Source organism: Frigoribacterium sp. Leaf44 (genome assembly GCF_001421865.1).
Taxonomy (GTDB): Bacteria; Actinomycetota; Actinomycetes; order Actinomycetales; family Microbacteriaceae; genus Frigoribacterium.
Genome location: NZ_LMLG01000001.1, coordinates 819726 through 833735, shown reverse-complemented (window position 1 = coordinate 833735; position 14010 = coordinate 819726). Strand labels below are relative to the sequence as shown.

The following is a 14010-nucleotide window of genomic DNA, read 5'->3' as shown; positions in this document are numbered from 1 at the left end:
GTGCCGACGCCGCCGGTGCCGACGCCGCCGGTGCCGACGCCGCCGGTGCCGACGCCGCCGGTGGCGACGTCGTCGCTGCCGGCGTCGTCGGCGCCTGATCCGGCGGACTCACCGTCCTCAAGGACGGGACCGCGGCGGAGGGCGGACCCGTCGTCCGGTCGCCATTCGGGCGGGAGCGGCACGACGGGCCCCGTGAACGACAGGGCGACCGACTGCACGACGGCACCGCATTCACCGCAGAAGATGTCGTCCTCGCCGATGGCCGCGCCGCAGTGCGTGCACCGTTCGGGCACGACGCCTGATCCGGGCCGGACGAGCGGCACGGGCTCGACGAGCGGCACGGGTTCGGGTCGACCGGACTCGATGGGAGCGGGCCGCGACGCACCGGGGTTCGACGGACGGAAGTCCCGGCCGAGAGCGGCCAACGGAGCGGTGTCTCCGTCCCGGGGCGCGTCGGCCGTCGGACGCACCAGAGGCGGGGGCCCCACGGGAGGCGTGGGCCGTTCGACCGGGGCCACCTCAGGCGTGGGGACGGATGCGGGAGCGGGCTCGCCGGACGATGCGGAGACCTCGAGGCCGTCGGCCCTTTCACGGTCGTCGGCTTCAACCGGAGGGGCGCCCTCGTCGATGGCGGACGGCTCGACCTCGGCGAACCCGAGCTCGTCGTCCGGGCGGACCTCGGCCGCCTCGGAGGTCGGGTGCTCGGTGGCGGACGCTGCGCCGGGAGACGGTTCGTCCGACCCGACGGGCGTCAGGGACGCCGTCCAGAGCGGGGCCGACGTGGGGCGAGGTCCGTTGTCGGGGTGCTTGGCGGGCGATCGCAGTGGCGTGGGCGGTTCGACCGCATCAGGAGCCACTGTTCTGGGGGCGTCGACCTGACCGTCGCGAATCGCGGGAGCGTCGGGACGAGGGGGCCTCGGGGACCCCGCCTGCGCCTCCTCGGCGGGTGTTCGACGGTCGTCCTCGACCCTGCGCTCGACCGGTCGGTCGTCGACGGGCCACGCCGGGGGCTCGGGGACCGAAGCGGGCACCCCGGACCGGGGGTGGTCGGTGCCGGTCGACCCGACCTCGACCGCGCCGGCGTCCGTCTGGCGATCGCGCACCCACCACGGTGGTTCCGCATCGCCGCGGCGGGGGTGCGACGTCGCCCGCGAAGAAGCCTCGGGAAGGTCGGGGGCGCTGGTGGCGTCGACGTGCTCGGCGGCGGCATCGGCCCGACGGCGGGCGGCCGCGAGGTCTGCGCTGGAGACCGCCCGACCGCACTCGCCACAGAACATCGCGCCGACGGGCAGGGGGCTGGCACAGGTGGGGCAGTACATCAGTCGTTCCTCTGTCGCTCGGGAGGGGTGCGCCCATGGTAACCACGCATGGATCGGAGCGAGACCGCCGCGGCGAAACGCTGCCGCCTCGTGAGCCCCACCCCGAGGGCCCGCCGCATCTCGGCGACGGCCGTCCAGACGCGGTCGGCGTCGGACTCGGCGGGCGGGTTCGGTGAGAACACCGCACGGTCCGCCACTCGGGCCAGCACCGCGGGGCGCGAACCACCGACCACGGCGGCGACCTCGCTCCGCGTCGCGGCCGGCGGGGTGCGGATGCCGTGGTCGACCACCGCGTCCTGGAATTCGTGCCAGCCGCCGCTGATGCGGGCGGAAGGACTCGTCGCCGTCCGGCGGCGGCGTCGCCTCCGCGCCTTGAGGGCGACGATCGTCACGAACGGGGCCGCGAGCAGGCCGGCGACGAGGGCGCTCCAGCCGACGACGCGGACGATCGCCAGGACGACGGCCAACCAGGCCGGAGGGTCCTCGGGGTCGTCCTGCTCGGACTGCGGTGGGGTCTGGTCGTCGCGCATCTGAGGGTCCAGGGGCGGGGGCTGGACGACGGACTCGGGACGGGAGATCTGCGTGGGGTCCTGCACCTGATCCTCGGGGATCGGCCGCTCGGCCGGATTCGGATCGAGCGCCACCCAGCCGTACTGGGCGGTGTCGACCTCGATCCAGGCGGACACGTTCGAGCCGGTGACCTCGACACTGCCACCATCGGCCTCCGGCGCGAATCCCATGACCACCCTCGCGGGGAACCCCAACTGATCGGCCATCAACGCGGCCGCCGTCGCGTACTGCTCGGCGTCGCCGATCATGACGGGGTCGGTGAAGAGCTGGGCGATGCGGTCCGCGCCGTGCCCCGATCGGCTGACGGGCTCGTCGGCGGTGACCCCGTGGCTCACGTAACCGTCCTCGCGCAGCGCACCCAGCGCCGCCCGGAGGCGCGCCCCCGGCCCCTGGACCCCGGCGACGTCCTCCTCGAGCGAGGACGACAGTTCGTCGGGCACGTCCCGCGGTGTCGGCACGGTCGCCGTACCCGGCGTGAGCGCGTCGAGTTCGTCGTCGCCGGGCTGCCGGGGCTCGACCGCGTCCAGCCGGTACGAGTCGCCCTGCCGGAGTCCGCCGAGGACGGCCGCGGTTCCCGTGACGTCGTTGTAGAAGAAGGCGTCCCGCCGGGCGTCCGCCGTGGCTCCGTCGAACGAGACGGACTCGAGCCGGCCGACGGTGGGGAGCCAGAGGTCGTCGTAGGCACCGACCGTGACGTCCACCGAGGTCGCGTCTCCGTCGACCTCGGATTGGTCGACCTCGGACGGCACCCGCGTGAAGAACCCGGAGGCGCTGTCGACCTCCCCGCTGCCGACGCTGTAGACGACACCGTCGTAGGTGTCGAGCGTGGCGACACGCAGTCGTTGTCCGTCACGCAGGCCTGAGACCGTGAGGAGCGTCTGGTCGACCATCGGCTCCTGTTCGTAGGCCCGGAAGCCACTGAGCGGGCTGACGTGGTCGCGCGGGTCGAACGGTTGCTCGACGACCGTGCGGGCCACCGTTCGCGACGTGGCCGGCGGGATCGCCGAAACGGCGACCGTGCCGGCCGTGGCGGCGACGACCAGCGTGACGAGCGTGCCGACCACGGCCCGGACCGCCACCGGGCGGTGCCCGGCCGATCTCGGGGCGGCGCGGGCGGAGAGGGCGTCGAGCGCGACGCGACGCCGACGGAGGCGCCACCAGACCACCCAGGCGACCACCGTCACGAGCACGGCGAGTCCGGTGGCGCGGGGCCACCAGGGGTCGCCCGGACCGAGCACGATCGCCGTGATCCACACGACGACCGGGACGACGACGGCGACTTCTCCGCGTCGGCTGCGGAGGGCGACGGAGATCCCGACGACCGTGCCGACGAGGACCAGCGCGAAGACCGGGACCAGCAAGGCCTCGTAGCTGCCCACCGGCAGGGCGATGGTCACGAGCTGTTTCCAGCCGAGAGCCGTCGCCGAGACCAGCGTCAGGAGGCCCCTGCCCGTGGGCAGCACGCCGACGAGGGCCTGAGACGGCACGGCCAGCGGCACTCCGAGCAGCAGGTACGCCACGACCGTGGCGACGAACACCCATACGCTCGACAGCCGGAGGACGGCCGAGCCGAGCGCGATGACCACACCGACGGCGAAGGCGACGAGGACGAGCACCACGAAGGCGGCACTTTCGTACACCGGCCAGAACGTCGCGGTCGCGGTGCCGAGCGAAGCCGCGAACAACGCCACGACGGAGGAGACGAACGGCGCCCGCAGTCGCGACGGCCGGGTGCGTGACCGGACGCGGGGAGGAGGTGTCACCGGCCCCACCGGCGTCCGGACCTCGTCGACGGCGGTCATGCGCTCGCCGTCCGGGCGAGCGACTTCTGCAGGTCCTCGAGGAAGCCGATGGTCAGCACGGTGAGATCGGCGATGCGCCTCATGCCGGGGACCGTCTCGGGGTCGCACACGATCGCGACCGCTTCGACCCCGAGCGGGAACTGCATGGCGGCAGCGCGCATCTCGGTGACGGTCGTCGTGGACCCGACGACGAGGAACGCCACCGAGATCCCCACGACCTGGTCGCCGGCGACCCGCGAGACGTCGGCGATGGCGAGGGCGGATTCGGCCGTGGTGACGACCGCGAGCTCGTCGAGCAACCGGTTGCGCGTCAGCGTGCTCAGCGAGCGGATCTCGAGGTTCTTGCGCTTGGCGAACTCGGGGGTGGTCTCGCCGACGACGACGCTGACCTCCCGGGCGTCTCGGATCGCGCGGGCCCCGAGGGAGCCCGCGACGCTGACGGCGAGCTCGAACTCGTCCTCGTTCGCGAAGTCGCCGGCCGCCAGGCTCAGGGCGATGACGAGGTGGCTGCGACGGCTCTCCTCGAACTGCCGCACCATGTAGGTGCCGGTCTTGGCGGTCGACTTCCAGTGGATGTTCCGTCGTTCGTCACCGGGTTGGTACTCACGCAGGGCGTGGAACGAGATGTCGCTGGGCGAGAGGTCGCGCGTCGGGTTGCCCTCGAGGTCGCGGATGAGACCTGTGCTCGTGCTCGGGATGCCGATGGTGCGGGGATGGACGAACACCTCGGTGACGCCGGTCCACTCGATCTCGCGTCGGGCCAGGCCGACCGGATCGCCGCGGACGGTGCTGACCGGTCCGACGGCGACGACGCCCCGCCGCGTGGTGGGCAGGTCGAACGACTCGGTGACCTCGTCGCCCGACCGCAGGCTCGGCAGGTCGATCTCGGCGAGCCCCCGGCCGACGGGGACCTCGACGGACACGCCGAGGATTCGGCGGGCGCTGGCGTTCCGCACCCGCACGGTGCCGGCGGCCTCCGCGCCGACGGCCACCCGTTCGTGCGGGATCTCGAGGGTGATGCGGACGGAGTTCCGACCTATCAGCGCCAGCCCCGCGACGAGCAGCAGGACGATCGCGGCGAAACCGACCACCACGAACTCGGTCCAGCCGAGCAGGTAGCCGACGAGCAGCGCCACCGGTGCGGCGACGAGCATCGACCACCCGAAGGGCGTGACGACCGAGGAGGCGCTGGTGAAGGCCCCGCGGACGCCCCGGCGAGCTCCACGGGTCGTCCTGACGAGCAGGACGAGGAGGTCCGCTCCGATGCCGGTGCGGTCGCCGACGATCCGTGTCCGGGCGTTCGTCAGCCCCTGTGTCCCCGTCGAGAACGCGGAGTCGAAGCGTTGGTCGACACCACGGGTGCCGCCCCGCGGTCGCGTGCGACCGGCGCGGGAGCCGTCCGCGGTCGACCCGGGCACGGGCCGGGCAGCCCGGTCGGTGCCTCGGGGACGCTCGCTCACACGGCTACCCGTTCGGCGGGTGGCGCCGTCTCGATGAGCAGCTGGCTGACGACGCTGGACGGCGTGACGCCGTCGAACTCCGCTTCGGGGTCGAGCACGAGCCGGTGGGCGAGCACGGGCTCGGCGAGCGACTTGACGTCGTCCGGGATCACGTAGTGGCGGCCGAGGGACGCCGCGTAGGTCTTGGCCGAGCGGACGAGGGCCAGTGCACCGCGCACGCTCACGCCGAGGCGGACCTCTTGGGCGGTGCGCGTGCCGTCGACGAGTCGGGCGACGTAGTCGCTGATGGTGGGCTCGACGTGCACCGTTCGGGCGAGCTGGGCCATCTCGGTGATGACCCCCGCCTGGACGATCGGGTTGAGGCTGCCCTCGTGGACCCGCGTGGCCGAGCCCTCGAGGATGCGTACGGTGGCCGCGTGGTCGGGGTAGCCGATCGAGGTCTTCATGATGAACCGGTCGAGCTGGGCCTCGGGAAGACGGTAGGTGCCGGCCTGTTCGACGGGGTTCTGCGTGGCGATCACCATGAACGGCGACCCCACGGGGTGGCTGACGCCGTCGACCGTCACACGGCTCTCTTCCATGACCTCGAGCAGTGCGGACTGCGTCTTGGGGCTGGCCCGGTTGATCTCGTCGGCGAGCACGATGTTGGAGAAGATCGGCCCACGGTGGAACTCGAACTCACCGGCCTTCTGGTCGTAGATGCTGACGCCGGTGATGTCGCCGGGCAGGAGGTCGGGCGTGAACTGGACCCGGTTGCTCGTGCCCTGGACGCTCTGGGCGATCGCGCGGGCTAGCGAGGTCTTGCCGGTGCCCGGGAAGTCCTCGAGCAGCAGGTGCCCCTCACTCAGCAGAGCCGTGAACGACAGTCGCACGACGAAGGTCTTGCCCAGGAGCACCTGGTCGACGTTGGCCACCAGGCGCCCGAAGATGTCGGAGAACCAGGTCGCCTGCTCGGGGGTCATGCTCATGTGTCTTCGTTCCTCGATGTGTCGTTCGTGGGCTCTAGCCGCAGGTGACTTGTGCGTAGCCGCTGTCGGTCTTTCCGTCGACCGTCCCGCGGATGCGGACCTCCGTCGCCGTCGGCTCGACCCGGGACGACGTCGTGTATTCGCCGTTCCCGTTGCCCGACTGCCAGTTGTCGAGGATGACGGGCGACACATTGAATTCGACCGTCGCCGAGAAGTCGAGGCTACCGTTCGACGGCAGGTTGACCACGAGGGGTTCGCCGGGGACGCACGAGACGATGACCGGCCTCACGGTCACGGGCGTCGCGGCGTAGCGACCGGACGCCGTGCCGCAGAACGTCTCCGAGGCGTCCCGACAGCCTCGGACGTAGACCTCGAGTTCCGTGCCGTAGCCCCCGGAGGAGATGAAGCCGTCGGTCGCGACGGCCTGCCAACCCGTCTGCCCGTTCTGCGACCACTCGTACCGTGCGGCCGTGCCTGTCACCACGTCGGCCGCGGAGACCCTCACGTCGAAACGGCCTCCGCCGTTCTCATCCGTCGCCACGGTCGCGCGAGCAGCACCCGGGGCCTTGAGCGCCGTCGTACGACCTGAACCCGCGGAACAGAAGGTGCCGTTGTCCGCCTTCACGACGTACAAGTACGTGACCCCGTCCTCCGCGGACGAGTCCATCGCTCCCCCGCCGGTGAGGGGGACGGCGTCACCGGCGGTGTCGCAGGACACCGGCCCGTCCGAGTTCGCGATGCGGACCACCCGGTATGCGGGAGCCGATCCCCCGTTCGCGGTCGACGGCGTCCACATGATCTGCACGCCACCGCTCACCGGGGTGGCGGTGACCTGGGGCACCCCGGGGCTCCCGACGGGGACGACTCGCGTCAGGGACGCCCGGGCCCATGCCGCCTCGCTGTCCACGTCGGCGTCGTTCTTCGCGTACACGTTCACCGTGTAGTTCTGGTTCGGCAGGAGCCCGGCGATCACGCTCTGTTGCGCCCCACGGCGAACGGTCTGAGATCCCGTCGTGGGCCCCGACCATTCGACGACGTACGACTGGATCGCGGATCCTGGGCGAGGATCGGGCGAATCGGTCCAGGAGATCCGGGTGTCCCCCTGGCCCGACGACACCGCGGTCGCGCTGAGGCCGGTGGGTGCCGCGGGCACGTAGTCGGCGCTGTACGCCGGACTCGACGCCGACGAGGCGGAGTCTCCGATGGCATTGGTGGCGACGACCGAGAAGGAGAACCGCTGACCGGCAGGCAGGTCGGTCAGGGTGCACACGGTGGCCAGTCCGCAATTCCTGGAGTACGAACCGCCAGCCGAGCCGGTGCCGGTCAGACGGTAGCCGGTCAGGGGCGAGTTGTTGGCCGCGGGTGCCGTGTAGCTGAGGGTGAGCTGTCCCCCCGTGAAGGTGCCCGATCGGACCGGTGCGTTGGGGGCGTTCGGAACGTCCTGCACGCTGATGGTGACGGTGCCCCAGACGTAGCGGTCGGGGTCGTTCGTGACGTCGGCCACCTGGTACTGGAGGTTCGTGTCGCCCGGGGCTGCGGAGGCCGCGACCGAGACGGCGAGACTGCGGTTGTCACCACTCGGCGTGATGGAGACACCGGCCGGGACGGACGACCCGTTCAGCCCCCTGATGGCCACCACCCGGAGCGCCTGGCCGGGGAAGGGGTTCGTGGCCTGGTCGTTCTGCAGCACGTCGACCGTGGTCGACGCCCCGCGCTTGACGACGGCACGGTCGGCCGCCGGTTGGGCGAGGGGTCGGGTCGATCCCACCACGGACAGGGTGACGGCACCGCTCCGGCCCGGATTGAGTGCGTCGCTGACGGCGACGGGCAGCGACCTGCTCGTCCCCTTGGCGGCCCCCGCATCCGCCGACACCGTGAGCTTGGACCCCGACAGGTCGTAGCCGAAGCCCGCCACACCGCTCTGCTCGATCGAGTAGCTGAGCTCGTCGACGTCGTCCGGATACGGATACGTGGTGAGCCTGGCGAGGTCGAGTGTGCGGGACTGGCCCGGTTCGAGGTCGACCGAGGCGCCGTTGAAGACGGGCGGTTGGTTCTCTCGCGACGTCACCGTGATGGGCAGCACGAGCGACGCCGTCCGTCCGTCCGGATCGTCGGCCGAGCGGCCGTCGGTCACCTGGAACGAGATCGAGGCCGTGCCCGAGAACAGGTCGGCCGACGTGAAGCGGAGGGTCGTGTCGTCGACGACGAGATCGTCACCGTTCGAGTTCGTCGCCCGGACCGTTCCGGGGTCGGTCAGTCGGACGCCGTTGGTACCGGCCGAGATGACGTATCGGTCGAGGTCGATGGTGACGGCCTTCTCGCTCTCGACCGTGATCGGACGGACGGTCCGGTCGACCTGGGGAAGGGCGTCGTCGAACCCGGGCACGACGATGAACGCGTAGGCGCGGATGCCCGGGTCGTCCTTCCTCGAGACGGAGAACGGGACGATCTGGCTCGAGTCGGTGATGCGGACGGTCACGCGCGAGTTCGGCGTCACCTCGGCGGTCGAGCCGAAGCCCGGAGCCAGTCCGAGGTCGAGCTGGGACGTGCTGCCGTCGGAGAAGAACACGTTCGTCAGCGGGTTGACCGTCACGGTCTGCCGACCGGCGATGTCGCTGAGTCCGAGCACCGTGTCGTCGGCGAGAGGGTAGTTCAGCGGCGCATCCGGGTCGACCGTCACGGTGACGAAGGTCGAGCTCTGACCACCGCGTTCGTTCGACACGGTGTAGACGAGGCCGTACGTGCCCGGTGTCTCGGGCGGCGTCACCGACACCATCGTCCCCGAGACGACCTTGGCGACGACGCCGTCGCCGTTCGGCTCGACCGCGTCGACCGACAACGTGCCTCCGTCGGGGTCGGAGTCGTTGTCGAGCACCCGGACGGTGATGGAACCCCCTGGTCGCATGGTGACCGCGTCCGCGACGGCGATGGGGTTGCGCGACCCGTCGGCGCGGGTCGAGATGCCCACGCGGACGGTGCCGGTCGCCCGGGCCCCCAACCCGTCGACGACCGTGTACGTGAAGCTGTCGGTGCCCGCCGAGCTGGCGTTCGCCTGGTACTCGACGTAGTCGGTGCCGACCGTCGCCACGCTGCCCTTCTCGGGGTTCGTGCCCACCCCGAGCAGCTGGACCGAGTCGCCGTCGGGATCGATCCCGTCGAGGGGGACGCCGACGCGGACGGTCTCGCCGGCGACCACGCGCGCCGTCACCGACTGGGGCGCGGGAGCCGCGTTGCTGCCGGCGTCGACCTCGCGGACCGCGATGGCGACCTGGGCGGACGCCCGCTGTCCGTCCGGGCCCTCGACGGTGTACGTCGCCGTGACGTTGCCCGGGGTGGAGGGGGCCAGGTACCGCAGACGGTTGCCCGACGCGAACAACAACCCGCTGCCGGCCGGGACGTCGCTCTCGAGTCGCGGCACCAGCGTCAGTTCGTCGCCGTCCGGCTGCTCGTCGTTCGCGAGGACGTCGATGTCGATCGAGTCCCCCACCCGAACGGTCACCTGGTCGTCGGTCGCGATCGGGGGCTGGGTGATCGCCCGGCGCGGGATCTCGACCACCGTCACCGTGCCGGTGGCCGAGGCGAGGCCGTTGCTGACGGTGTAGCCGAAGGTGACTGGCCCGTCGTCGAGCGGAGCCGCGAGCGTGATGCGGGCGTAGCGCTGGTCGAGGGTCTCGACCCTGACCCCCGACGAGGCGGGCACGGCGTCGGTCGCCGTGAGCATGAGGACGTTGTTGGCCGGGTCGCGATCCGTCGCCACGACGTCGAGCGTCTGCGTGCCCAGCGTCTCGACGAAGATCGTCTTGGGCGTCGTGATCGGAGGCGTGCCCGCGTCCGGAGGGGACTGGACGTCCACCCGTACCGTGCCGGTCGCCGTCTGGTCGCCGTCCGTCACGGTGTACTCGAGGAGATGGGTCCCCGGCGTGTCGCTGAGGAACCGGAACGTGCCCTGTTCGTAGTTCGGCGTGACGGTGACGTCGTCCTTCGCCGGGACGCTGTTGAGCTTGATCGTGCCCGTACCGCCCCGGGCGTAGGTCAGCGGTCTCACGGTCAGCTGCTGGCCCGCGTAGGCCTGCTGAGAGAACGGCAGGGCCTCGAGCGGGACCTGGCCCGCCCCCATCACATCGATCGAGAGCGTCCCTCGCCCCTCGTCACGGCCGTCCGAAACGGTCAACGGGACGTCCACGGTCGTGTCGCCCGCGCCGGCGTCCTGGTAGACGACGTCCCCCGACGGTTTGTACGACACCCCGGCCACCCCACCCGCCGAGGTCAGGTAGAAGGCGTCGCCGTCGGGATCGACCCAGTCGCCCAGGACCGAGGTGGTGACACGCCCCGACGACGACACCGACGCGGTCGTCCTGCGCGCCTGCTGCGGCGGCGAGTTCTCGGACGGCTGGCGCACGGTGACGGTGACCGTCGCACTCGCCTGCCCGCCCCGACCGTCCGAGATCGTGTAGTCGAACGTGAACGCGCCCGAGGCCGAGTCGGTGAGGGTGAGCAGCACCTGCTGCCGGTCGTTGACGAGGTCGAGCCTGCCGACGGAGTCGTCGAGCGGGGACACGTCGTCGACCACGAGCGGGTCGCCGTTCGGGTCGTAGTCGTTGAGCAGGACGGGCACGGTGGTCGCACGACCCGGTCGCGCGCCGAACGCGTCGTCGACGGCGACCGGTGGTTTCTGATCGAGATCGAGCTCGGGCGGTTGCTCGTCGTCGTTCTCCTGCTGTTCCTCCTGGTCGCGGTCCTCTTGGAAGAGGTCGGACCAGTTGTCGATCAGCTGGCCGGAACGCTGCACGGCCCACGACCGCCCCGTCGCCGGGTCGTTCAGCACGACCCGACGCGCGTTGACGTCGAAGACGAGGTCCGCGCCTCCGGCGACCTGGTCGAGGTCGAGGACTCCCCCGCGGGCCGATGCGCAGTCGCTCCACGCCGAACCACCCGCCCAGGCGGCGAACCGGCAGTCGCCGACGACCACGGGTCGTGCGGGCTCGCCCTCGCGTCCGCCGACGACCTCGGTGACCCGCGACGAGTCGACCGCCACGGACAGGAGTCCGCTGGACGTGGCGACCAGGACCGCGTCGCCCGTGTCGGACCCGGCCTGCAGGGCGAGTCCGCCGGACGCCCGGTCGGACAGGTCGACCTGCCGTCCGTCGACGACGAGGGCCCCGGTGACGGCGTCGAGCACGGCCCAGTGGCTGCCCACGGAGGCCACCTGGTACCCGGCGGACGACGAGGCGGGCACGTCGTGCGTCTCGAGGACGTCGGGTGACACCGTGCCGTCGAAGAGCGACACCCGGCCGGTGTCGGTCGAGTAGGCGGCCACGGTCCCGTCGGCCGTGACGCTGGTGACCAGGCCCTTGCCGAGGCTGAGATCGGGGTCGACCTCGGTGCTGAACGACGACAGGTCGGAGAGCGGTTGGCTCCACACCTCGCCCGTGCCCTGCGAGACGACCAGCGCCCGATCGCCCGCGATCGACACGTCGGGTGATTCCGGAGGCAGCGGGACGCTCTCGGCGACCTCGGCCGTCGCGGTGTCGACGACGCCGACCGTGGCGTTGCTGCGGTCCACGAGCAGGACGTCCTGCCCGCGCTGAGCCACCGAGAGGTCGGCACCGGTGCCGCGCACGGCGGAGTTGAGCTGCAGGACGTCGGTGTTCGCCCGGCCGATCGCAGATCGTTCGCCGTTGGCCACCCAGACGGTGCCGTCGGACAGGTCTACTCGCTGGGCCTCGTAGCCGTTGCTGGCCACGGCGATCGTCGTCACGAGCGTGGTCACCACGACCACTCCGACGCCCGTGACCACGGCGGATCGACGACGGGCAGCCCAATCGAGCAGCCGTCCCATCAGCCCTGACCCGCCGTCGCGCAGTTCTCGTTGCTCGCCGGGCCGGTCGAACCACCGCGGCTCACGGTGACGGTGATGCAGACCTCGTCACCCGGGTCGGCGGGGGTGGCGACGAACCGGTCGGCGGACTGCTGGCTCGTCTGCCCGCCGGTCGAAATGATGTAGGTGTCACCTGCCCGCAGCCCCGGATCGCTCCAGGTGAAGACCACCGAGGACCCGTCGCTCGACGACGCGACGTCGGCCACCCGGGGAATGTCGGTCGACGTCGAGCGGACGAGCACGAGCGTCGCCGCGGCCGCCAGGCCGATGCCCACGACGGACACCGCCACGAGGACCCAGGTCATGACGAGCACGGACCGACGTCGCGCCGGGCGCGTTCCCGTGCTGCGGGGCACCGCGCGGCTCTGTTGCGACGAACCACCGTGCTGCGCCTGGACCTGGGCCTCGGTCGCCCGACGTCGGCGACGACGCCGGGAGGCCTGCACCGGGGTCACCCCTCGGAGGCGCGTCTTGTCCTCGAGGTCTGCCACGGTCGCGAGGGCCCAGTCGTCGACGGCCACCTCGATGGGCGTCTGCACGACGCCGATCTCGCTCTCGACCTGCTGGAGCTCGCGCACGAACTCGAGGACGCTGGCCTGGCGGTTCTCGGGGCGACGCGACATGGACCGCGCGAGCAGTCGCTCGAGCGTGGGCGGGACGTCCGTCCGACCGGTGGGCACGAGCTTGGCCTTGTCGATGCGACCGATGAGGTCGGAGGCGCCGTTCTTGTCACCGCCGAGGACCTCGAACGGGCTCCGGCCCGCGAGCAACGAATACACCGTCGCGCCGAGCGACCACACCTCGGACTCGATCGTGCCGTTCGTCTCGTCGAGCAAGACCTCGGGCGCCGACCACGGGATCGACATGCCGACGACCTCTTGCGGCTCGCTCTCGCTGAGCGACGCGGCGATGCCGAAGTCGGACAGCACCGGATGGCCGTAGGCCGTCATGAGGATGTTCGACGGTTTGAGGTCGCGGTGGAGGACACCCTGCCGGTGGGCCGTCTCGACCGCGCTGCCGATCTTGACGCCGATGCGCAGCACGTCCGCGACGGGGATGCGGTCGCGCCGGTACCGCTCGCTCAGCGACGAGGAGCAGAGTTCCATGACCAGGTAGGGGCGGCCGTCGGCCGAGACGCTGGCCTGGAACACCGTGAGGATCGACGGATGTGCGCTGAGCTGGGCCATGAGGTTCGCCTCGGCCTGGAACATCTGTCGGACCTGGTCGTTCACGACCTCGCTGAGCATGACCTTCACCGCGACCTGCCGGCGCGGCATGTTCTGTTCGTAGAGGAACACGTCGGCGAAGCCGCCCGACCCCAGCACGCGCACGTGTGAGAATCCCGGCAGCACGGGGGGCGCTGAAGGCAGTCGTCGAGCCACGTCGCCTCCTCTGGGGATCGATGCCGGGTCGGCTGGGTGGAGCTGGTCGGCGTCGGTCCGACCGCTGCCATTCTACGTGGGAGCCCGTGACGCCCGAGAGGCCCGTGGGCCCCCCTGTGGACAGGCCGACTCCCCCCACTTCGGGGGCCGGGTCATCCGCGGATGCGTGTCGCGCCTAGTCGGCGTCCGGCGTCTCGACGCCGCGGACGTCCACGACGAGGGCCGTCACGTTGTCGCGCCCGCCCGCCTCGACGGCGGCCTCCACGAGGGCCGTCGCCGCCTGCTCGGCACCCTCGACACCGCCCAGCACCTCGGCGATCCGGTCCGCCGACAGCTCTTTGGTGAGGCCGTCCGAGCAGACCAGGAGGCGCAGGCCGGGCCGGGCGGGGACCCGCCAGTAATCCGGTCGAGGGTCGACGTCGAACCCGACCGCCCGGGTGATGACGTTGCTGTCGGGGTGCTTCTCGGCGTCGTCCGCGTGCAGGAGCCCGGCGTCGACCATCTCCTGGACGACGGAGTGGTCGACGGTGACCTGGCGCAGGCGCCCGTCCTCGAACATGTACACACGCGAGTCACCCACGTTGAAGACCGTGAAGTCGACCTCGGCGCCGTCTGCTTCGCGGGACAGGAA

Annotated in this window: 7 protein-coding genes; all 7 read right to left on the bottom strand. The window is 71.5% G+C overall.

All coding sequences use genetic code 11. The features are described 5' to 3' along the window. Positions 1 to 857, bottom strand: an 857-nt coding sequence (locus tag ASE87_RS16605; protein ID WP_235472186.1) for a zinc-ribbon domain-containing protein, incomplete at its 3' end; no start/stop codon positions are given. A gap of 461 nt (positions 858 to 1318) precedes the next feature. Then, positions 1319 to 3691 (bottom strand): transglutaminase-like domain-containing protein, encoded by a 2373-nt coding sequence (locus tag ASE87_RS03825; RefSeq protein WP_056226043.1) that lies wholly within the window; start codon positions 3689 to 3691, stop codon positions 1319 to 1321. Then, positions 3688 to 5151 carry a DUF58 domain-containing protein gene (locus tag ASE87_RS03820; protein WP_235472185.1) on the bottom strand — a complete coding sequence of 488 codons (1464 nt, stop codon included), beginning with the start codon at positions 5149 to 5151 and terminating at the stop codon, positions 3688 to 3690. Before ASE87_RS03820 ends, ASE87_RS03825 begins: the two co-directional genes overlap by 4 nt. Beyond that, positions 5148 to 6119: a MoxR family ATPase gene (locus ASE87_RS03815; RefSeq protein WP_043594523.1), complete on the bottom strand. Its 972-nt coding sequence runs from the start codon at positions 6117 to 6119 to the stop codon at positions 5148 to 5150. Before ASE87_RS03815 ends, ASE87_RS03820 begins: the two co-directional genes overlap by 4 nt. Positions 6120 to 6153: 34 nt before the next feature. Beyond that, positions 6154 to 11892 carry a tandem-95 repeat protein gene (locus tag ASE87_RS03810; protein ID WP_162235859.1) on the bottom strand — a complete coding sequence of 1913 codons (5739 nt, stop codon included), beginning with the start codon at positions 11890 to 11892 and terminating at the stop codon, positions 6154 to 6156. A 65-nt stretch (positions 11893 to 11957) separates the two neighbouring features. Continuing rightward, positions 11958 to 13379 carry a serine/threonine-protein kinase gene (locus tag ASE87_RS03805; RefSeq protein ID WP_056226036.1) on the bottom strand — a complete coding sequence of 474 codons (1422 nt, stop codon included), beginning with the start codon at positions 13377 to 13379 and terminating at the stop codon, positions 11958 to 11960. 175 nt (positions 13380 to 13554) lie between these two features. Further along, positions 13555 to 14010 (bottom strand): PP2C family serine/threonine-protein phosphatase (locus ASE87_RS16600; protein WP_369813992.1); only part of this gene is annotated, 456 nt, incomplete at its 5' end.